We start from the raw sequence: 19,216 nt of genomic DNA, 5'->3' as shown, positions 1-19,216 counted from the left end.
GCAGGCTTGCTCAATTAAGCCGCATATAGGCGATCATAACGCCAACAATCATCGCAGCCGGAACGAACAATGCGTCAAGGCCGATGAACGCATGGCCGAGGCCACCGGCAACAGCGCCGAGCATCAAGGCCAGCCAGACGGAAACATGTTGCAACCAGCGCCACTTTGGTGTTTCGCCGCGCAGCGAACAGGCAAGGTCGGCGGCGGCATTGAAAAGCGTTCCAGTCACATAGGTCACACCGAGACGCGCCGCGCCTATGGGCTGTACGGCTGCATTCTGCGCGCCCATCGCGGCGGCGAGCAGCAGCACCGGCTGGATGAACATTGAGCCCTCGCGCCGCAGCACGCCCACTGCCAGCAAGATCACCACGACGCTGGCCATTACATAGAGACTACCCCAGCGCCCATAGGCGCGCACGATCAGCGTGCCGAAAAACGCGCCAAGGAAGAACAATATGATCAGGATGGCAGGAAACCAAACCAGCACGGAGCCTTGAACGCCGGGTTGCCCCGCGAGTGCGACGCCGAGCTGCGTGGTATTGCCGCTCATGAAGGAAGCGAAGAAACCGCCCAGTTGCAGAAAGGCTATCGCATCAACGAAACCAGCCGATGCGGTAAGAACCAGACCGAGCGACAGTTTGGAATTCGGTGTCATTTCACTGGACTTCGGGAAAGGAAACGACCCGGCTTCGACAAAGCCGGGTCTTGCAAGAAATGGAACTGATCCTCAGACGCGTTTGACGATGCGCAGAATGATCAGCAGTATTGCCGCGCCGATGAATGCATTGATGATCGAGGCAATGATACCGCCGCCAACGGAAAAGCCGAGGCGCGGTAAAAGCCAGCCTGCAAAGAACGCGCCGATCACGCCGACAATGATATTGCCGATCATGCCAAAACCGCCGCCCTGCACGACCTTGCCGGCCAGCCAGCCAGCGACGAGACCGACAAAAAGAAATACGATTAGACTTCCAACATCCATGCGCTTTTCTCCCTCCAGAGCACATCCCGAAAAGTGTGAAACGGTTTTCGGGCGAGATGTGCGTCAAAACAAACGGTTAGAGCGCCGCCACCCGGCGCATCTGGAGTGAGTTGACAATATGTTGGTCGAGCACACAAGAGGGGTGCGAAAATTTGAGCACATCCTGAAACAGCCTCACATTTTTCAGGATGTGCCTGAAAATTACGGCGCCAGATGCCGGAATGCGGCGACGACTTCCTCGTAAACCTTGCGCTTGAATGGCACGATCAGTTCCGGCAGCTGCTGCATAGGCTTCCAGTCCCAGCTGTCGAATTCAGCCGTGTGACCACCGGGCGGCGGATTGATCGCGATCTCGCTTTCATCGCCCTCGAACCGATAGGCAAACCATTTCTGCGTCTGGCCGCGATATTTGCCCTTGAGGGCCTGCCCCACCAGATGCGGCGGCAGATCATAATTGATCCAGTCCGGCGCTTCGGCAAGCAGCGAGACCGACTTCATGCCGGTTTCTTCGTAAAGCTCGCGCAATGCAGCTTCGACCGGGTCTTCGCCTTTGTCGATACCGCCCTGCGGCATCTGCCAGAGTTGCGTTGCGCCATCCATCTCATCGCCCGGAATGACGATGCGATGTCCGGCCCAGACCAGACCGGCCTTGTTCAGCACCATCAGCCCAACACAGGGGCGGTAGGGCAAGCTTTCAGGATCGACGGGGCCTTTGTGCTTCGACATGACATTCTCCATGATATGCAGCATTTCCAGCAAAAGTGCGTAGCGGTTTTGCGTAGGATAATGCGTAAAAACAACTAGTGCCGTTCCGGGTCGCGGACCAGCGCCGAAACGGGAACGATTTCGATGCCGCGCTTCTTGACCTCATTCGCCCAATCCCGCACCGCATCGACAGTCACGCCGAAGGCGGAGCCGGTGCCAATCGCGCTGCCATTGGCGCGCGCAATGCGTTCCAGCTCATTGAGACGGTCGAGCACTGCCGAACGGTCCTGCAAAGCATCAATCAGCACATCGGCTGCCGCATAGGGCACGGCGTCCTTTTGCGCGATCTGATCAGCCTGACTGCGCGCCGAAGTGCCGTCATCCAGATAATAAAGACCGCGCCTGCCGATCTCGCCCAGCACCGGCGCGAAAGCATCCGCCTCGCCGGTGAAGCGTGCACCCATATAATTCATCACACCGGCATAGTTGGTCATGCGCGACAATGCCCACAAAAGCGACGTCTGGTTCTTGGCGGCTCCGTCATCCACCGTCAATGTGTTGCGTCCCGGATTGATGCGCGGATAGTCGAATGGCTCCATCGGCAATTGCAACAGAAGCTCGTGGCCGTTCTGACGCGCCGCCTGCATCCAGCGTTGCAGGCTGTTGCCCTGCGGCGCGAAGGCCAGCGTCACTTCTGATGGCAGCTTCTCTACAGCTTCCATGCTACCGGTCTGTGACAGGCCAAGCCCGCCAATGACCAGCGCGATCCTTGCGCCCCGCGCGCCCGACCAGCCGACGGCATAGGCATCCATCGGCCTCAAGCCGTCAGAGCCGCGCACTGGCAATGGTCCGGTCGCGCTTTGCTCGACCAGTTCTTTTTCCGGCAAATGCGCAACACGCGGATCCTGCCCCGTCTTGCGCTGGTTCTGCACGACGACGACATTGCCATCCGCTGAACCGGCGGTGACATTTGGCATATCAGGCGTGACCTTGATGATTGCCGGGCCAGTTTGCTGCCCCCCGGTTCCGCGCAGCGCGGTGCCCGGCGCGGGTGTGTTACCGGTCGCAGTCGATGCCTGCTGCCCAGTTTTGACCGCGGCGTCGGGCGGCGTTTGCGCCTCGGCAATTACCGCCTTTTCAGGCTTGCGAAAAGCATCGCGGTTGGTCTGCCAGACGGTGAACATCATACCGCCTGCGACACCCAGTACGATTGCCGCGCCCAAGCCTAGCAAAGACCAACGAAAAGCGCGGGAGCGTTCGCCCCCGCGCTTTCGCGGTTTCTTATCCAGTCCTAACGGGCTGTTCAGATCCAGCATGGAATGATCAGTTCAACACGCCCTTCTTCGGATCCGGCGGGAATGCGGCATTCGCCACTTCACCACGCAGGAGCTTCAGAGCTTCATTGAGCTGGATATCGTCCTTCGCCTCCGCTGGCACATAGGCCGACGAGCCGGAGCCATTGTCATCTTCGGCGTTGCCCTTGATATGGCCCTTGAGTTCGGATTCGCCGCGAACGACGTCCTCACCCTTCAGTTCCGGCGGCAGCGGCTGCTCAACCTTGATATCTGGCGTGATGCCCTTGCCTTGGATCGACTTGCCCGACGGCGTGTAATAAAGCGCCGTGGTCAGACGCAGCGATCCGTTTTCGCCAAGCGGAATGATCGTCTGCACAGAACCCTTGCCGAAGGACTGCGTGCCGAGCACCGTTGCACGGCGATGATCCTGAAGCGCGCCTGCAACGATTTCCGAAGCGCTGGCCGAACCGCCATTGATGAGCACGATCACCGGCTTGCCGTCAGTCAGATCGCCCTTGCGGGCATCGAAGCGGGTCACATCCTGCGGATCGCGGCCACGAGTCGAAACCACTTCGCCCTTGTCGAGGAAGGCATCGGAGACAGCGACGGCCTGATCGAGCAGACCACCCGGATTGAGGCGCAGATCGAGCACGAAGCCCTTCAGCTTGTCGCCCGGGATCTTGCTCTGAATATCCTTGATCGCCTTGCCGAGATCGTCAGCCGTCTGTTCGGTGAACGAAATCACGCGCACATAACCGACATCGTTTTCGACACGGTAACGAACGGCCTTCACCTTGATGACGGCACGCGCAATCTTGAGCGTGATCGGCTTGTCGACGCCCTGACGCATCAGCGTCAGCTCAATCGAGGAACCGATTTCGCCGCGCATCTTGTCGACCGCATCGTTGAGGCTGAGACCGCGCACTTCCTGACCGTCGATTTTGGTGATCAGGTCGCCTGCGAGAACACCGGCCTTCGAGGCAGGCGTATCATCAATCGGCGCAATCACCTTCACAAGGTCATTGTCCATAGTGACTTCAATGCCGAGGCCGCCGAATTCACCCTTGGTCTGTACGCGCATATCCTGCGCGGCTTCCGGATTGAGATAAGACGAATGCGGATCAAGCGAGGTCAGCATGCCGTTGATGGCGCTTTCCGTCAGCTTCTTGTCATCCGGCGGCGTCACATATTGCGCACGCACACGTTCGAAAATATCGCCGAAAAGCGCCAGGTCCTTATAGACGTCAGCATCCTTGGCGGCTGCGAAAGCCGTCGAAGCTGGAGCGCCTTGCACCATCACCATGGCAGATGCCCCCATCAGGGCTCCGGCGAACAGCAGCGACAGTTTACGTATCATTTTGTGTCCTTCCAGAAAGCCGTTCGGTCCACCATGGGGCCGGATCGACGGGTTTTCCATCTTTTCGAAACTCAATGTAAAGCAACGGCGCACCATTGCCCACCTCTATCGGCGCAACACTCGCGAGAAGTTTATCTCCCATCGCCCCGACCGGTTCACCTGCCAGTACAAACTGGCCCTGCGCCACGTCGATTCGCCCCATGCCTGCCATCACAATATGATATCCATTGCCCGCATCGAGGATCAAGAGTTGCCCGTAAGATCTAAACGGTCCCGCATAAAGCACAACGCCATCGGAAGGTGACGTAATCGTGGCAGACGGCAAGGTTTCCAGCACCTGGCCCATCATGGCGCCGCCAGCACCATCCTTGTCGCCGAAGCGGCGCGACGTCTTGCCCGCTGCCGGTAAAACCAGCTTTCCCTGCAGGGAGGCGAAATTTGTCTGCGCGCGCAGATGATTGTCATCCGGCGTCGCTTCGCCCGCACGTTCGCGGGCCGATGCCAGACGATCGGCCTCGGCCTTGCGCGCCGCATCGGCGGCATCGCGTACACCAGCCATCTGCTTGTCGAGCCCGTCGATCAGGTCCTTGAGGCTACCTGCCTTGGCGGCCAGTTCTTCGGAGCGCTTGCGCTGCGCTTCCATTTCCTGTTCCGACTGGGCCTGCAGCTTCTTTTTTTCATCGAGCAAAAGTGACTGGCGCTTCTGTTCTTCCGCCTGCGTGGTGCGAGTCTGCTGCAGCTTCTCGCGTTCCTGCGAGATAGACGCAGTCACTGTCTGCATATCTTTCAGGTCGCCCGTCAGCTCTTCTACCTGCTCGCGCATTTCCGGCACCACGGCCCCAAGCAGCACGGCGCTACGCACCGAGGCAAGCGCATCATCGGGGCGGACCAGTATGGCAGGCGGCGGGTTAAGGCCCATGCGCTGCAACGCAGCCAGCACTTCGGCCAGAACCCCGCGCCGCGCCCGCAATGATGTGCGAATACCAGCTTCCTGCTCATGCAGAGAGACCAGCTTTTCGGCAATATCGGCGATGTCCTGCTGCAATTTCTTGTCGGTCTTGGCTGACTGGATCAGGGCTGCAGTAATCGTGTCCTGGTCCTTCTTGAGGCTCGCAACCTCGCTTTCGAGCTGCTTGAGCTTGTCTCCGGTAACGGTCATCTCACCGGTCAGCTTTTCATACTCGCCAGCCGCCTGATCGCGTTGCTGCTGCAAGGCATCCTGCGCCAAGCCGAGTTGCGGCGAGGCCACCGCGCCCAAAAAGGCGCAGGTCGCAAAAAAGCCCGCCCGCGCTAGAGCGAGCAGCCGGGGCTTGCTGAAAAGACGTACAGGACTCATGCGTGTTCTATCAGGGCGAAACAAGGCTAAAATCAGGGCCAAAAATCAGGCTCCAATCAACCTATCCCGATACCGTTAACGAAACATCAACCATAAGTCCCGCGATCCCAAACATTGGCTCGCGAAACTTTATCCAACCGGTGCGGACCAGTTCAAGATGACGGAGCCGTCGGCTCCATTAACTCTATGCGGTTTCCAAATGGATCGGAAACGTAGCAGCTATAGCCCGCCAGAGGTTTATCTTCTGTCGCCGCATATCCGGCATCGGTCAACGCCTGCACGAGCGCCTTTAACGCGCCGACAATAAAAGCCGGATGCGCCTTACGCGCCGGGATGAAATCGGGATCGACGCCCAAGTGAATTTTCAAAGCGCCGCTTTCAAACCAGCAGCCGCCTCTTGCGGCCAGATTCTGCGGCTTGGCGACTTCCGGTATGCCGAGAAGACCACCATAAAAAGCACGCGCCTTGTCTTCCCCGCCTTGCGGCATGGCCAGTTGAACGTGATCGAGTTGCTTGATCCACATGGTCCCGTTCTCCCGCTTTCGCGAACGGCCCGGTTCATGATCTGTGATAAGGATGCCCCGCCAGAATGGTTGCGGCGCGATAGAGCTGTTCGGCAATCAGAATGCGGGCGATCTGATGCGGCCAGGTCAGTTCTCCCAGCGCAAGAACCAGATCGGCGCGTGATCGCAACGCTGGATCGTGCCCATCCGGGCCACCGATGGCAACAATCAGCTGCCGTTTGCCGTCATCGCGCATGCGTCCAATGCGCTCGGCAAAGGCTTCGGAACCCAACGCCTTGCCGCGCTCGTCGAGCAGAATAAGGGCCGCGCCATTATCCAGCGCTTCATTGATGCGCTGTGCTTCTTCCGCCTTGCGCAATTCTGCCGTCTGGCCGCGACTTTCCGGGATTTCGCTCACACCGGCGAATTCAAGCCCCAAAGGCGGGCCCGCTTTGGAAAAACGGTCGAAATAGCGCTCGACCAGCTCCCGTTCGGGGCCGGCTTTCATCCGGCCCACGGCAAAAACACTCACACGCATCACGCCCTCAATATGGCAGGGGTCCAAAGCGCTTCCGACCTGATTGCGTCGGATCAACGCTCCAAACGTTTACTTTACGCACATCCTATCCGAAAACCGTTTCACACTTTCCGGGATGTGCGCAACGCCTACCAGACCTTAGCGGCGACGGATCAATGGACGGTTTCCAACGCTCGTTCGTCGTCGAAATCGTCATCGAGCCATATCTTCTCGATATTGTAGAAGTCACGGACTTCCGGACGGAAGATGTGCACGATGATATCGCCCGTGTCGATCAGGACCCAATCGCCACTGTCTAGCCCCTCGACCCGCACATTCTTGCAGCCCGCTTCATTGAGCGCCTGCAAAAGATGGTCGGCCACAGCCGTCACATGACGGTGCGAACGGCCCGACGCGACGATCATATAATCGCCGATCGTTGATCTTCCGCGAATGTCGATGGGGATGATGGATTCTGCCTTGGAGTTTTCGAGACTGGCCAAGGCCGCGTCGAAGGTCTGGGACACGAGATCGGTCTCGTTCATCCTGACCAGTGAAGGCGCGTGGAGAGCCTTCTTCTCAAGTGCTGTTCTCAGTGTATTGCCTTTCTAACAAGAACAACCCGATACGGCAGTAAAAGCACCGTACGAACCTAAGATAGGCAGAGTCCCTGTTTTGTTTCAAGAGTCACGACCTGACAGGACCGTTCACTTTTTCGATTATCTCGCATTTTTCGCATATATCTTGTTTAAACCGTCACCAAACTATCAAGATCGTGTGCCGGACTTGCGAATGGCGCTTGATGACAGCGATGAGCGCGGCCCGTGGATGAAGGTCCATGCTGGTGGCGTGCGACGGGCCAGCATCGGCGCATATTGCTCATCAAGACGGCTGTGCGAAAAAGTCTGCGCCATGCGCGACGACAGATATGCCAGCGTCGAGCCGGGACGGTCGATCACTGCAATCGGGAAATTATTGGCGATTTCGCGCCAGCGCTGCCAGCGATGGAACGACGCCAGATTGTCCGCGCCCATCACCCAGACAAAATGCACGCCGGGATTGGCGTCGCGGATCAGGGCCAGTGTGTCGGCGGTGTAGCGCACATTGAAGGCAGCTTCGAGCGCCGTCACCTTGATACGCGGATCGCTGGCGATTTCTTCGCTCCATCGCAGCCTGTTCGCCAGAGGCGCCAGTTCGCGGGTGTCTTTCAGCGGATTGCCGGGCGTCACCATCCACCAGAGCTGATCCAGTTTCAGCCGCCTAATGGCGATCTCCGCGACCAGAGCGTGACCGCCATGTGGCGGGTTGAACGAACCGCCGAACAGGCCGACCGCCATGCCTTTCTCGGCATGCGGCATGCGCAAATATTTTGCGTCAACGTCCGGATACTGTTCTTTCAGTGCGGAAAGCCCGAAACCAAAGCGCATCAGCTTCGAATCTGCCCGTTACCGCGAACACGATATTTGAACGAAGTGAGCTGTTCGACACCGACGGGGCCGCGTGCATGCATCTTGCCCGTGGCAATGCCGATTTCCGCACCCATGCCGAACTCACCCCCATCCGCAAACTGCGTCGAGGCATTGTGCAGCAAAATGGCCGAGTCGATTTCATTGAAGAAACGGGCAACTGCTTCCGCATCCTCGGCGACGATGGCTTCGGTGTGATGCGAGGAATAGCGGTTGATGTGCCGGATCGCGCCATCAACGCCATCGACAAGCGTGACTGAAATGATCGCGTCGAGATATTCGGTGGACCAGTCTTCTTCACTCGCCGCAATGGCTGCCGGATAAAGCGCCTTCACCTCTTCGCTGCCACGGATTTCGCAACCCTTGGCGGCCAGATCATCAAGGATCGGCACGAGATACGTCGAGGTGACCGCGCGATCCACCAGCAGCGTTTCTGCCGATCCGCAAATGCCTGTGCGTCGCATCTTGGCGTTGACCGCAATCTTGCGCGCCATGTCGAGATCGGCGGTCTTGTTGATATAAAGATGGCAGATGCCTTCCAGATGCGCGAAAACCGGCACGCGCGCTTCCGACTGAACGCGCGCGACGAGGCTTTTGCCGCCGCGTGGCACAATCACGTCGATAGCGCCGTCTAACCCTTTGAGCATTTCACCAACCGCGGCGCGATCCGTCACCGGCACGATCTGGATGGAATCGGCAGGCAAGCCGCCAGCTTCCAATCCAGCCACCAGTGCCTTGTGAATGGCCGCAGACGAATGGGCCGAATCCGAACCACCGCGCAGGATCACCGCATTGCCAGCCTTGAGGCAGAGCGCACCGGCATCCGCCGTTACATTGGGACGACTTTCATAAATGACGCCGATAACACCAAGCGGCGTGCGCACGCGCTCGATATGCAGACCGTTGGGGCGATCCCATTCCGCAATCACCGCACCGACCGGATCGGGCAATGCTGCAATGGCGCGAATGCCCTCCGCGATTCCCTCAATGCGCGTGTCATCGAGCGTCAGGCGATCCACGAAGGAAGCGGCCATTCCGCTCGCGGCGGCATTGGCCAGATCAAGCTTGTTGGCTTCGAGGATGGCGTCGCGGCTTTCGAGAATGGCATCGGCTGCAGCCAGAAGCGCCTTGTTCTTCTGTTCCGTGCCAGCAATCGCCAGTGGTGCTGCGGCGGCTTTCGCCTTGCGGCCCACTTCGGCCATGATCCCGGCTATGTCGCTTCCAGCTTCCACTTTATTCAGCATCCTCTCCCCGCCCTTCCCTGTTCAGGCATTTTCGGTCTCGGCTGCCACGGCTGCGCCGCGCACCACGAGATCATTGCGATGGATCATTGCCGCGCGGGCATCATACCCAAGAATGGTGCTGATCTCATCGCTTTTATGCCCGGCAATCTTGCGTGCATCCTCGGCATCGTAAGCGATCAGCCCACGTGCAATCTCACGACCGTCTTCATTGAGCACAGCCACCGTATCACCGCGCTCGAAATGACCGTCGACATCCTTCACGCCTGCAGGCAAAAGCGACTTGCCCGATTTCAGCGCCTTGGCAGCGCCTGCATCGATCGTGAGACGGCCCGCCGGTTCCAGATTACCGGAAATCCATGTTTTCCAGGCATTGACCGGGGCACGCGCAGCTTCGAACAAGGTGGCGCGCTCACCGCGATCAATCGCCGAAAGCGGTCCCATACGGATACCCGAGGTGATGATCATCGCCGTTCCAGCCGCATTGGCGATCTTGCCGGCATCGAGCTTCGTCTTCATGCCGCCGCGCGACAGTTCGGAAGCCGCAGCGCCTGCCATAGCCTCGATCTGCGGCGTGATGGTTTCCACCAGCGGCAGAAACGCGGCATCCGGGTTCTTATGCGGCGGTGCGGTATAAAGCCCGTCAATGTCGGAAAGCAGGATCAGCAGGTCAGCGCCCATCATCGTCGCCACGCGGGCGGCCAGACGATCATTGTCGCCATAGCGAATTTCCGTCGTCGCCACCGTGTCATTTTCATTGATGACCGGCACGGCCTTCAGTTTCAAAAGCGTTTCGATGGTCGCGCGTGCATTGAGATAACGGCGACGCTCTTCAGTGTCGGAAAGCGTCACCAAAATCTGGCCCGACTTGATGCCGTGGCCACCGAGCACGTCGGCATAGGCCTTGGCAAGCGCGATCTGGCCAGCAGCGGCGGCTGCCTGACTTTCCTCGAGCTTCAACGCCTTTTTCGGCAGGCCGAGCACGGTGCGCCCCAGAGCGATAGCGCCCGACGACACCACCAGCACCTCGACGCCTGCGTGATGCAGGGCGGCAATGTCCTGCCCCAGACTTTCCAGCCATTCGCGCTTCAGCCCCTTGGCGCGATCCACCAGAAGAGCGGAACCAATTTTTACAACAATGCGGCGATAGTCTTTCAGTTGCTTCAGCATGCTCTCATTCCTCTCGCCGCATTCAGCCTTATTCTTCGACTTGCGCCGTTCCGGCTTCCTGCGCACGACTTGCGTCGATAACAGCGCCAAGCTGGCGCAGCGCATCGTTCAGTCCTTCATGGCTGACAGCGGAAAGCAGCAGCGGATCGCGTCCGCAAGCTTTCTTCAGCGCCTTGACCTTGACCTTGCGCGCATCGGGATCGAGCGTATCGATCTGCGACAGCGCGACGATTTCCGTTTTGTCGGCAAGACCATGCTCATAGGCTTCCAACTCGCCGCGAATGACCTTATAGGCCTTCGCCACATCTTCTTCCTGCGCCGAAACGAGATGCAACAGAACCCGTGTGCGCTCGACATGACCAAGGAAACGGTCGCCAAGGCCAACGCCTTCGCTGGCGCCTTCGATCAGACCCGGAATATCCGCGATCACGAATTCACGCGCATCCACGCGCGCAACACCGAGATTAGGGTGCAGCGTGGTGAACGGATAATCGGCAATCTTTGGCTTGGCTGCTGTCACACTGGCCAGGAAGGTGGACTTGCCTGCATTGGGCAGACCGACCAGACCGGCATCGGCGATCAGCTTCAGACGCAGCCAGATTGTGCGTTCGATGCCTTCCTGCCCGGGATTGGCACGGCGCGGCGCGCGATTGGTCGATGTCGTGAAATGCAGATTACCGAAACCGCCATTGCCGCCCTTGGCCAGACGATAGCGCTGGCCGACTTCTGTGATGTCACAGATCAGCGTTTCATCATCTTCTTCAAAAACCTGCGTTCCAACCGGCACCTTGAGAATGACATCGTCACCCTTGCCGCCGGTCATGTTGCGGCCCATGCCATGCATGCCGGTCTTGGCCCGGAAATGCTGCTGATAGCGATAGTCGATCAGCGTGTTGAGGCCGTCGACCGCTTCAACCCAGACATTGCCGCCACGTCCGCCGTCGCCGCCATCGGGACCACCGAATTCAAGAAACTTCTCGCGGCGAAACGATACGGCCCCCGCCCCGCCATCGCCGGAGCGAATATAGATCTTGGCCTGATCGAGAAATTTCATTGAACCTTACCTCTTGCGGCGCAAACGCGCCTTAAACCCGGGCCCGCGCATCATCTTGCGCGAGCCAAATTGCAATTACAGCAAAACCCGTTTCCTGCAAACAGTTGCAGTGCTTGGATTTCATCAGAACTTGTCTTTCCAGACAGGTTCGCTGAAGTCGATATAGAGCAGTTCCTGATCCAGATACTGCCCCTGCACAAAAAGCGACTTCGGCTCAAGCCCGTAGGTCTTGAAGCCGAGCGCATGATAGATCCGCTTTGCCGGTTCGTTCGTCGACACCACCTTGGCATCGAGAAGCACAACCTGCGCCGCGGAATGTTCGATCACTTTGCGAACCAGAGCCTTGCCCAGTTCCAGCCCGCGCGCTTCCGGCGCTACAAACACGCCCCAAAGCGTTCCGCGATGGCGCTCGGATTTGCGGTCATGGCGAAACATACCTGCCGTGCCCAGCAGATTTTCACCGTCGAATGCACCGAAGATAATATTGCCATCCACCTGCTCCAGACGGCGCGCAAAGACGCTGTCGGAATAGGCATTTTCTTCCTCGAAGCTCGATCCGAAGGACATCGGCGCGCGGCTCAGCGCACTCAATCTGATAGCGCGATAGCGATGCAGGTCGCCCTTATCGAGGGCGCGCACCACAATCTTTTCGGGTGCACTCACATAAGCGTCGTTCATTGCATTCCCCATTCTCGTTCTTGCTTTCCCGACCATCTGCCGAAAACCGCTTCATGCTTTTCGGGATGTGTTCAAGGCGGCCCTGCGAAACACGCAGGGCCTTATGTTCTTATGACTGCCAGCTTCTCAGGCCGATCCAAGTGCGCCGGTCGAGAACATAGCGTTCAACCGGCACGTTTCCGGCGGCAAGCGTATCCGACATGCCCATATTGCTGAACTGGAAACCGCACTTGTGGATCACACGACGCGATCCATTGTTGGTCGCCCGGCAGGAAATATGCAGCCGGTCGATTGCGGTCGCCCGAAACACCAGATCAATCAACGAATGGGCGGCTTCGGTGGCAAAGCCATGCCCCCAATAGGGCTCGCCCAGCCAGTAGCCGATCTCCAAGCCATCGCCATGTTTATTCGCATGAATGCCGCAACAGCCCATAAATATGCCGGTCTCGGCTTGCGTAATGGCGTAGATGCAATTGCCCATCTCGCCTTTTCGCACGCGTTCGACAAAGTCGACGGCATTCTCACGCGTGTATGGATGCGGCATGCGAGTGAGCATGCCAGAGACGTGAAGATTGTTGGCAAGATAGGAAATGGCATCTACGTCTTCGACATGCGGCGGGCGCAGAACCAGCCTTTCGGTGACCAAGACGGGGCAATCTAACTCAGGAGCCAATTCAGGCTCCAGATCAGCTGCCAGACCGGGAGAGAAATCGGCGAAACGCTCTCTCCGGCTCGTACAGCTTTCTGCGTAACTATCTTCTTCTAAAACGTCGACAACCATTTGTCTGTCCTCCAGATGCAAAAAAGGGAAGATGGTGGCCCCATCTTCCCTTCGATCTTTTGGCTAGGCTGCCATATACACCGGGTCCGATGGGACGCCGGTGGTTTTAAGAGGCCCGGCTTACTCTGCTGCTTCCGCGATCGGGTCTACCGATACGTACGTGCGGCCGTTGGCTTTCGTACGGAAAGATACGGAACCGTTCGTGGTTGCAAAAATAGTGTGGTCCTTGCCGAGGCCAACATTGGCGCCCGGATGCCACTTCGTGCCGCGTTGACGCACGATGATGTTGCCAGCGAGCACAGCTTCGCCGCCAAACTTCTTCACGCCAAGGCGTTTGGATTCTGAATCGCGACCGTTACGCGAGGAACCGCCAGCTTTTTTGTGTGCCATTGGTGTTCTCCTTTAATCTCTCTACTTACTCAGCCGACTCGGCCTTGGCTGCAGCCTTCTTAGGCGCTGCCTTCTTCGGCTTTGCGGCTTCGCCTTCAGCGGCTTCTGCCTTCGGAGCCTTCTTCTCAGCGGCCTTCTTCGAAGGCTTTGCGCCGTCGGTGAGGATCTCCGAGATGCGGATGGTCGTCAGTTCCTGACGATGACCACGGGTGCGCTTCGAGTTCTGACGACGACGCTTCTTGAACGCGATGACCTTGCGAGCACGGCCCTGTTCAACAACTTCGGCGGTTACGAGAGCGCCTGCGACGACTGGTGCGCCAATGGTCGTGCCGACCATCAGAACTTCTGCGAATTCTACGATGTCACCGGCTTCGCCAGCAACTTTTTCGACCTTGATCAGGTCGTTTGCGGCAACGCGATACTGCTTGCCACCGGTCTTGATGACTGCGAACATTTGTTGTCCTTTCGGTTGTTCGGTCCGGCTCTCATTTCCACGACATTAGCGCCGAAGTGATGGGCCGTCTTTTTATCAGTCGGTTAAGTGAAGGGCTTAAGCCCCTTGATTGACGCCCCGGAAACCCGGAAATCCTCAATCAAAACAATAGGCGCGGACTGCCCCACGCCTAAGGTCTGGTGCTTATAGGTTCGGAACGTGGGAAAAGTCAAGAATTTTCACGAGAGAATGCAAATTAGGTCTTGTCTAATTGCTATCAGCCCGCTATTGAGCCGCTACACACTTAGCATTCGCTTTTGATGCTGTTTGACGGTGCGATTAAATAGATCGTTTTACCGGATTGCACAATGCGGAGAGGTGGCTGAGTGGTCGAAAGTACCGCACTCGAAATGCGGCGTGGGGGTAACTCCACCGTGGGTTCGAATCCCACCCTCTCCGCCATTTTTTTCCTGGCAAAATCCATCTCCTACCAGAGCTGCAACACTTCTATGTGTCGGCTGAACCATGCTAGAAGGCAGCATGAGTGAGTTGTCATCCGTAGCCCCTATTTATAATCCGCCGCTGGAGCCATATGTCTCCATTACTCATCGCGATGCGGATCTTCTGGTATTGGACAAGCCAAGCGGGCTTTTGTCCGTTCCCGGTCGTCACCCAGCCCTTTCCGATAGCCTTGCCACGCGGGTGCAAAAGCAGTTTCCGCAGGCGCTGATGATCAACCGGCTGGACAAGGACACGTCGGGTCTCGTCCTGATGTCGTTGAACCGGAAAGCCCATGCTCATATCGCTGCGCAGTTCGAGGCTCGCACCACCGAGAAATCCTACATAGCCGAAGTCTGGGGCCGTATGGATAGTGATGAAGGCTTTATCGAGCTACCACTGGCTATCGATCCCGACAACAAGCCGCGCCATCGCGTGGACCATGCGCACGGCAAACCGGCACAGACGCGTTGGCAGGTTCTGAGCCATGGTGAAAACAGCACGCGTTTGCGCCTCTTTCCCCTGACTGGCCGCACCCATCAGCTGCGCGTCCACATGCTGGCGATAGGACATGTCATTCTCGGTGACGAATTCTATGCGGAAGGCGCAGCACTGGCAGCAGCAGACCGCTTGCTTCTCCACGCCGAAAAGCTAGCCTTTCACCATCCTGACGGGCGTGACGTGACATTCATCGCGCCCTGCCCTTTCTAACTCGGCCCTGAGATCAATGATGTCGCAGAAACTAGATACATCGGAGCTGGTTGTCGATTTCGTTGGCGGTGCGGTCGGTCACCGGTTTCGCTCCGGCGAAGGACGCGGACAGGCGCTTGCCAAAGCGGTAGGCCTCACGCGCGGAGTCACGCCTGAGATTGTTGATGCGACGGCGGGTCTGGGCCGTGACGCCTTTTTGCTCGCATCGCTCGGCGCTCGCGTCACCTTAATTGAACGTTCCGAAAAGATGCATGCATTGCTGGCCGATGGCCTGGCGCGCGCCGCTGCGGAAGGCGGCCAATATGCCGAAACCGTTGCGCGAATGACCTTGCTGCATGGCGATTCCTGCGAACTGCTGCCGGACTTGAAGCCGCAGGCAATTCTGGTTGACCCCATGCATCCGCCACGCGGCAACACGGCGCTCGTCAAAAAGGAAATGCGACAGATCCGCGAGATCGTCGGTACAGACCCGGATGCGGAAAAGCTAATGCAGGTCGCGCTGGAAGCTGCACTCAATCGCGTAGTGCTGAAATGGCCGTTGCGCGCCGAGCCAATGGCGGGCCTGCGTACACCATCACATCAAATTCTTGGCAAAAGCACCCGCTATGACGTGTTCGTCAAAGCCAAGATTGCATAAAACTCTTTTTGAAGACTTTCAAAGTTAGACAGCGCGTTGCAAGCCAAACGCGCAAAAAATATAGAAATTTTGGTAATTCGGTTTAATTTGAGAACGCTGCATTTCGCAAAACGTAATTCATAATATTACTGAGGGCGTATGAAGACACAGATGGATCTGACGACGGCGCCAATCAATCAAGCGCTGTTGCTCTTCGCCTTACCGACGCTTGGATCGTCGATCCTGCAATCGGCAAACGGTTCCATAGACACGATCTGGATCGGCCATTTGCTGGGAACGAATGCGCTGGCCGCCACGACCAACGGCAATCTTGTCATGTTCCTGCTGACTGCCTTTGTCTTCGGCTTCGGCATGGCATCGACCATTCTGATCGGACAGTCTTTCGGACGCCGCGAAATCGAAACTGCGCGCGCTATTACCGGCACGACGCTGGGAGCTTTCGTGCCGATCAGCATTCTTGTTTCCATTGCAGGCTGGTTTCTGGCGCCACATGTGCTGACTTTGCTTGGTACCCCGGAGACAATCGAGCCTCTGGCTCGCGCCTTCCTGCAAGTCACCTTCGTCGCCATGCCTGCCATCCTCATGCAGACCATCCTGATGATGGCCCTGCGCGGCAGTGGAGATTCGATCACCCCGCTGATTTTCATGGGGCTGGCAGTTATCCTGGATATTGCCTTCAATCCCCTGCTCATCCTCGGGATCGGCCCTATTCCTCCACTGGGCATATCTGGTTCAGCGCTCGCTACTGCGGTCGCAAACTATATCAGCCTCGCCGCCATGCTGTTTTACATCTACCAAAAGGACCTTCCCTTACGCTTGAAGGGTCAGGAACTCCGGTTTCTGATACCGGACCTCAAAGTGCTGAAGCTCATCTTCAGCAAGGGGCTGCCGATGGGAATCCAGATGATCGTGGTTTCGAGCGCAATGCTGACCATGATGCGGCTCGTCAATCGGGAGGGCGTCGACACAACAGCAGCGTTCGGCGCAACACAGCAGTTGTGGACCTATGTGCAGATGCCCGCCATGGCGCTTGGCGCGGCGGTCAGTGCCATGGCGGCGCAGAACATCGGCGCCGGCAACTGGGACCGCGTCAGCAGCATCACCCGCATCGGTGTGCTCTATGCGATCCTGATGACCGGCATTCTTGTCGTTGTGCTGCTCATTGCCGACCGGCAAGCGATGGAAATATTTCTCGGCGCTGAAAGCCCCGCGATACCGATTGGCCAGCATATCGGCAAAATGGCGACCTGGGGTTTCATCGCCTTTGGCGTCTCAATGGTCCTGTTCGGAACAGTTCGCGCTAACGGACAGGTGATATGGCCTCTCATTATCCTTTTCGTATCAATGTATCCGGTTCGGCTGGGCGTTGCGCTCGGCTTGCGGGAATGGCTAGGCGTTGACGCGCTGTGGCTGAGTTTTCCAGTTGCCATGCTGTCCACCATGCTCATGGCGGGCGTTCTTTACCTCCGCGGCAACTGGCGCGACAACAAATCAATGAATGTCGATAAATACGAGCAGGACAATGTTGTCGCTTCGACGTCTCAGACGGCGGAAGCTGCCCCATCCTGTAATGCACTCGCGCCCAATGCGCCTGCTGTGATGGAGGGAAGTGCAACGGTCGCGCGGTGAAACAGGCGAAATCGCCCGCAATCTGAATGTCCGCACGCGCCGGTTCGCTTCATTGAAAACAATGCAAAATTACCAATGTAGACCTGTTGCAATCTGCCCGGCCTTGGTTCATATAGCGCGGGCCTAACAGAATCGGTTCTTTATAGAATCGACTGGCGCGAGCGGGTGTAGCTCAGGGGTAGAGCACAACCTTGCCAAGGTTGGGGTCGAGGGTTCGAATCCCTTCGCCCGCTCCAGTTTTCTGATCAGTACAGCTTTCAAAATCCCGGCTTCGTCCGGGATTTTTGCTTATCTGGCTTCCAATCCGCTTCGAACCGCAGACAATGTCCTCAGTTGTTTCTCAGGAACTTGAACGGAACGCCGGAGATGAGCGCCTTCACATAGCGCGGTTTTTGATAATAGCCGTTCAGCGATACACGCGGCAATCTCATAAGGGACTGAAGACTATTGCAGTCGAGTACACCCGGCTGGGTCGTGACTCCGACAGCAAACCCCGCATCTGCAATCGCTGACGTCTCACGCTTCCCGACCGCAGTCGGCCAGCCATACGGATAGGAAAACGAACGCGGCTTCTGCCCGACATAGCGTTCAATCGCGGCGGCGGACTGCTCGATCTCTTGATGCAACCGGTCTTCATCGACGCGGCGCAGATTGAGGTGATTCATTGTGTGCGCACCAAAATGAACCAAAGGGTCTTGCGCCAATTGGCGTAGTTCCGCCTTATCCATCACCAGCTTTTCAATAATAGCAATTGGTGAAACGCCGTGCGCCTGCGCTGCCGCATCGATGCGCGCTACAGCTTGGTCTTCGTCTATGGCCTTAACAAAGGCAGTGAACCGATCGAAGGCTGATAGCTTTTCGTGCAACGTCCCGCAGCGAATGGGCTCACTTCCATCGCCGAAATCGAATTCAAAGCTGGACGCTTTCCGTGCCAAGGCTTCCACTGTTTCCCACCAAGCGCTCCGCTTACGCTCCACAAACCCCGGATTGACGAAGATTGTGTAGGGGACAGAAAATTGCCGGAATATAGGTGCTGCGAACTCGGCGTTATTGCGATAACCGTCATCGAGGGTGAAAGCAACGAAGTTGCGTCTGTCTGCCTTGTCTGCAAGCAGGCGCGGCAAATCATGCAAGTGAACTGGAGTGAGCCCTTCGTTGATCGCGACGCTGATAGCTTCTTCCAGAAACTCTGGCGTAACCGACAGATGTGCATTGGGTGAGAAGCGCTCCGCATGTGCAGGGCGAACATGATGCAGGGTAAAGATTACACCTCGCCCCGAAGCACCCGAGAATAGCGAGCGTACAAAGGGAACAGCCGCCAGCTCCAGCCCGGCTCTGATCAAGCCGTAGCGCAGAGAGGAGCATATCCCCTGAAACGATCGCATTGCACCCCGCGCTATTCAAGCGCGTCCCTTATTAAGTAAAAATCAAAAATGTCATTACACTATGGTTCGTCAACAAGTCATTGACGAATTCTGTTAGGTACTACTTCTTGCTGACTCGATGGCTTTATAGAACTACGGCACCAATAGCATCCGAGCCATAAGGCGACCAACACCGCCGCACGAATGATTGTATCATCCGCTGCATTGGCTTGTCATGGGCTGCACTCAGCCAGTTCGCAAAAGCCAAGTTCTATATGCGGAATTTTCCCTTATGGGCATCGGTTTGCCTGACGCTTGGGCTCACACCCGCCTCTCCCCTATTTTCCAGATATTTCCCCAAAACTCCAACAGCCCCGGTTCTCATGCGCTGGGGCTTTTCTGTATTTGTTGTGGTCTGGCTATTTCCAAGTTTGGGGATTGTTTTGCGTGAGGGACGCTGCGTTGAGCC

The 19,216-nt window shown here is 57.4% G+C and carries 22 protein-coding genes and 2 tRNA genes; 5 read left to right on the top strand and 19 right to left on the bottom strand.

The genetic code is table 11. The features are described from left to right. Positions 1-10 precede the first annotated feature (10 nt). The 17 genes from ACTJKP_RS05885 to rplU all read right to left on the bottom strand — a co-directional run bounded on the left by ACTJKP_RS05885 (position 11) and on the right by rplU (position 13,929). Positions 11-655 carry a YoaK family protein gene (locus ACTJKP_RS05885; protein WP_440630012.1) on the bottom strand — a complete coding sequence of 215 codons (645 nt, stop codon included), beginning with the start codon at positions 653-655 and terminating at the stop codon, positions 11-13. Between the two features lie 72 nt (positions 656-727). After that, the gene (locus tag ACTJKP_RS05880) at positions 728-982 is read right to left on the bottom strand and encodes a GlsB/YeaQ/YmgE family stress response membrane protein (protein WP_078340905.1); all 255 of its coding nucleotides are present in this window, start codon (positions 980-982) and stop codon (positions 728-730) included. Between the two features lie 201 nt (positions 983-1,183). Beyond that, positions 1,184-1,708 carry an RNA pyrophosphohydrolase gene (locus ACTJKP_RS05875; RefSeq protein ID WP_078340931.1) on the bottom strand — a complete coding sequence of 175 codons (525 nt, stop codon included), beginning with the start codon at positions 1,706-1,708 and terminating at the stop codon, positions 1,184-1,186. 74 nt (positions 1,709-1,782) lie between these two features. Continuing rightward, entirely contained in the window at positions 1,783-3,003 is a 1,221-nt protein-coding gene (locus ACTJKP_RS05870) for a divergent polysaccharide deacetylase family protein (protein ID WP_440630011.1), read from the bottom strand. Between the two features lie 7 nt (positions 3,004-3,010). Next, positions 3,011-4,339: a S41 family peptidase gene (locus ACTJKP_RS05865; protein WP_440630010.1), complete on the bottom strand. Its 1,329-nt coding sequence runs from the start codon at positions 4,337-4,339 to the stop codon at positions 3,011-3,013. After that, positions 4,329-5,675, bottom strand: coding sequence for a murein hydrolase activator EnvC family protein (locus ACTJKP_RS05860; RefSeq protein ID WP_440630009.1), 1,347 nt, complete (start codon positions 5,673-5,675; stop codon positions 4,329-4,331). Before ACTJKP_RS05860 ends, ACTJKP_RS05865 begins: the two co-directional genes overlap by 11 nt. A gap of 152 nt (positions 5,676-5,827) precedes the next feature. After that, positions 5,828-6,199: a glyoxalase gene (locus tag ACTJKP_RS05855; RefSeq protein ID WP_440630008.1), complete on the bottom strand. Its 372-nt coding sequence runs from the start codon at positions 6,197-6,199 to the stop codon at positions 5,828-5,830. A gap of 34 nt (positions 6,200-6,233) precedes the next feature. Further along, positions 6,234-6,716 (bottom strand): 23S rRNA (pseudouridine(1915)-N(3))-methyltransferase RlmH, encoded by a 483-nt coding sequence (rlmH, locus tag ACTJKP_RS05850; protein ID WP_138786489.1) that lies wholly within the window; start codon positions 6,714-6,716, stop codon positions 6,234-6,236. A gap of 152 nt (positions 6,717-6,868) precedes the next feature. Next, positions 6,869-7,240: a ribosome silencing factor gene (gene rsfS, locus ACTJKP_RS05845; RefSeq protein WP_078340911.1), complete on the bottom strand. Its 372-nt coding sequence runs from the start codon at positions 7,238-7,240 to the stop codon at positions 6,869-6,871. A gap of 222 nt (positions 7,241-7,462) precedes the next feature. Further along, the gene (locus ACTJKP_RS05840) at positions 7,463-8,122 is read right to left on the bottom strand and encodes a nicotinate-nucleotide adenylyltransferase (protein WP_078340912.1); all 660 of its coding nucleotides are present in this window, start codon (positions 8,120-8,122) and stop codon (positions 7,463-7,465) included. Further along, entirely contained in the window at positions 8,122-9,405 is a 1,284-nt protein-coding gene (locus ACTJKP_RS05835) for a glutamate-5-semialdehyde dehydrogenase (RefSeq protein WP_440630007.1), read from the bottom strand. Before ACTJKP_RS05835 ends, ACTJKP_RS05840 begins: the two co-directional genes overlap by 1 nt. Positions 9,406-9,426: 21 nt before the next feature. Continuing rightward, positions 9,427-10,572 (bottom strand): glutamate 5-kinase, encoded by a 1,146-nt coding sequence (gene proB / locus ACTJKP_RS05830; RefSeq protein ID WP_440630006.1) that lies wholly within the window; start codon positions 10,570-10,572, stop codon positions 9,427-9,429. Positions 10,573-10,600: 28 nt separating this feature from the next. After that, complete coding sequence (gene obgE, locus ACTJKP_RS05825) at positions 10,601-11,626, bottom strand: GTPase ObgE (RefSeq protein WP_440630005.1); 1,026 nt, start codon at positions 11,624-11,626, stop codon at positions 10,601-10,603. A gap of 123 nt (positions 11,627-11,749) precedes the next feature. After that, positions 11,750-12,304: a GNAT family N-acetyltransferase gene (locus ACTJKP_RS05820; RefSeq protein WP_440630004.1), complete on the bottom strand. Its 555-nt coding sequence runs from the start codon at positions 12,302-12,304 to the stop codon at positions 11,750-11,752. 109 nt (positions 12,305-12,413) lie between these two features. Further along, positions 12,414-13,085 carry a GNAT family N-acetyltransferase gene (locus ACTJKP_RS05815; protein WP_440630003.1) on the bottom strand — a complete coding sequence of 224 codons (672 nt, stop codon included), beginning with the start codon at positions 13,083-13,085 and terminating at the stop codon, positions 12,414-12,416. 120 nt (positions 13,086-13,205) lie between these two features. Continuing rightward, on the bottom strand, positions 13,206-13,475 hold the full coding sequence (rpmA, locus tag ACTJKP_RS05810; protein ID WP_010661520.1) for a 50S ribosomal protein L27: 270 nt from the start codon (positions 13,473-13,475) through the stop codon (positions 13,206-13,208). 25 nt (positions 13,476-13,500) lie between these two features. Continuing rightward, positions 13,501-13,929 carry a 50S ribosomal protein L21 gene (rplU, locus tag ACTJKP_RS05805; protein ID WP_078340917.1) on the bottom strand — a complete coding sequence of 143 codons (429 nt, stop codon included), beginning with the start codon at positions 13,927-13,929 and terminating at the stop codon, positions 13,501-13,503. Positions 13,930-14,280: 351 nt separating this feature from the next. On the opposite strand from rplU, the gene ACTJKP_RS05800 reads away from it, so the two are divergent. From ACTJKP_RS05800 to ACTJKP_RS05780, 5 genes are all read left to right on the top strand, one after another. Then, positions 14,281-14,370, top strand: a tRNA-Ser gene (locus ACTJKP_RS05800). Positions 14,371-14,448: 78 nt separating this feature from the next. After that, positions 14,449-15,117 (top strand): pseudouridine synthase, encoded by a 669-nt coding sequence (locus ACTJKP_RS05795; RefSeq protein ID WP_440630002.1) that lies wholly within the window; start codon positions 14,449-14,451, stop codon positions 15,115-15,117. Positions 15,118-15,136: 19 nt separating this feature from the next. Continuing rightward, positions 15,137-15,754 (top strand): class I SAM-dependent methyltransferase, encoded by a 618-nt coding sequence (locus tag ACTJKP_RS05790; protein ID WP_440630001.1) that lies wholly within the window; start codon positions 15,137-15,139, stop codon positions 15,752-15,754. A gap of 138 nt (positions 15,755-15,892) precedes the next feature. Beyond that, entirely contained in the window at positions 15,893-17,383 is a 1,491-nt protein-coding gene (locus ACTJKP_RS05785; protein WP_440630000.1) for an MATE family efflux transporter, read from the top strand. Between the two features lie 161 nt (positions 17,384-17,544). Further along, positions 17,545-17,619: transfer RNA gene (locus tag ACTJKP_RS05780), tRNA-Gly, on the top strand. 93 nt (positions 17,620-17,712) lie between these two features. Here the strand turns inward: ACTJKP_RS05780 and ACTJKP_RS05775 are convergent. Together ACTJKP_RS05775 and ACTJKP_RS05770 are read right to left on the bottom strand one after the other, a co-directional pair. Then, positions 17,713-18,768 carry a polysaccharide deacetylase family protein gene (locus tag ACTJKP_RS05775; protein WP_440629999.1) on the bottom strand — a complete coding sequence of 352 codons (1,056 nt, stop codon included), beginning with the start codon at positions 18,766-18,768 and terminating at the stop codon, positions 17,713-17,715. Between the two features lie 250 nt (positions 18,769-19,018). Further along, on the bottom strand, positions 19,019-19,216 hold a 198-nt coding region (locus ACTJKP_RS05770; RefSeq protein WP_440629998.1), incomplete at its 5' end, for a hypothetical protein.

This window comes from Brucella sp. 22210 (assembly GCF_052045675.1).
In the GTDB taxonomy this organism is placed as follows: Bacteria; Pseudomonadota; Alphaproteobacteria; order Rhizobiales; family Rhizobiaceae; genus Brucella.
The sequence above is the reverse complement of the archived record's forward strand: the minus strand, read 5'-3'. Positions and strand labels throughout refer to the sequence as shown.

Bases quoted from the DNA above. Each gene is read 5' to 3' on its own strand.
- ACTJKP_RS05865 (WP_440630010.1), bottom strand. From the start codon at position 4,339: ATGATACGTAAACTGTCGCTGCTGTTCGCCGGAGCCCTGATGGGGGCA.
- ACTJKP_RS05860 (WP_440630009.1), bottom strand. From the start codon at position 5,675: ATGAGTCCTGTACGTCTTTTCAGCAAGCCCCGGCTGCTCGCTCTAGCG.
- ACTJKP_RS05790 (WP_440630001.1), top strand. From the start codon at position 15,137: ATGTCGCAGAAACTAGATACATCGGAGCTGGTTGTCGATTTCGTTGGC.
- ACTJKP_RS05815 (WP_440630003.1), bottom strand. From the start codon at position 13,085: ATGGTTGTCGACGTTTTAGAAGAAGATAGTTACGCAGAAAGCTGTACG.
- ACTJKP_RS05835 (WP_440630007.1), bottom strand. From the start codon at position 9,405: ATGCTGAATAAAGTGGAAGCTGGAAGCGACATAGCCGGGATCATGGCC.
- proB (WP_440630006.1), bottom strand. From the start codon at position 10,572: ATGCTGAAGCAACTGAAAGACTATCGCCGCATTGTTGTAAAAATTGGT.
- ACTJKP_RS05875 (WP_078340931.1), bottom strand. From the start codon at position 1,708: ATGTCGAAGCACAAAGGCCCCGTCGATCCTGAAAGCTTGCCCTACCGC.
- ACTJKP_RS05885 (WP_440630012.1), bottom strand. From the start codon at position 655: ATGACACCGAATTCCAAACTGTCGCTCGGTCTGGTTCTTACCGCATCG.
- ACTJKP_RS05840 (WP_078340912.1), bottom strand. From the start codon at position 8,122: ATGCGCTTTGGTTTCGGGCTTTCCGCACTGAAAGAACAGTATCCGGAC.
- rpmA (WP_010661520.1), bottom strand. From the start codon at position 13,475: ATGGCACACAAAAAAGCTGGCGGTTCCTCGCGTAACGGTCGCGATTCA.
- obgE (WP_440630005.1), bottom strand. From the start codon at position 11,626: ATGAAATTTCTCGATCAGGCCAAGATCTATATTCGCTCCGGCGATGGC.
- rlmH (WP_138786489.1), bottom strand. From the start codon at position 6,716: ATGCGTGTGAGTGTTTTTGCCGTGGGCCGGATGAAAGCCGGCCCCGAA.
- ACTJKP_RS05785 (WP_440630000.1), top strand. From the start codon at position 15,893: ATGAAGACACAGATGGATCTGACGACGGCGCCAATCAATCAAGCGCTG.
- ACTJKP_RS05855 (WP_440630008.1), bottom strand. From the start codon at position 6,199: ATGTGGATCAAGCAACTCGATCACGTTCAACTGGCCATGCCGCAAGGC.
- ACTJKP_RS05795 (WP_440630002.1), top strand. From the start codon at position 14,449: ATGAGTGAGTTGTCATCCGTAGCCCCTATTTATAATCCGCCGCTGGAG.
- ACTJKP_RS05870 (WP_440630011.1), bottom strand. From the start codon at position 3,003: ATGCTGGATCTGAACAGCCCGTTAGGACTGGATAAGAAACCGCGAAAG.
- ACTJKP_RS05820 (WP_440630004.1), bottom strand. From the start codon at position 12,304: ATGAACGACGCTTATGTGAGTGCACCCGAAAAGATTGTGGTGCGCGCC.
- rsfS (WP_078340911.1), bottom strand. From the start codon at position 7,240: ATGAACGAGACCGATCTCGTGTCCCAGACCTTCGACGCGGCCTTGGCC.
- rplU (WP_078340917.1), bottom strand. From the start codon at position 13,929: ATGTTCGCAGTCATCAAGACCGGTGGCAAGCAGTATCGCGTTGCCGCA.
- ACTJKP_RS05775 (WP_440629999.1), bottom strand. From the start codon at position 18,768: ATGCGATCGTTTCAGGGGATATGCTCCTCTCTGCGCTACGGCTTGATC.
- ACTJKP_RS05880 (WP_078340905.1), bottom strand. From the start codon at position 982: ATGGATGTTGGAAGTCTAATCGTATTTCTTTTTGTCGGTCTCGTCGCT.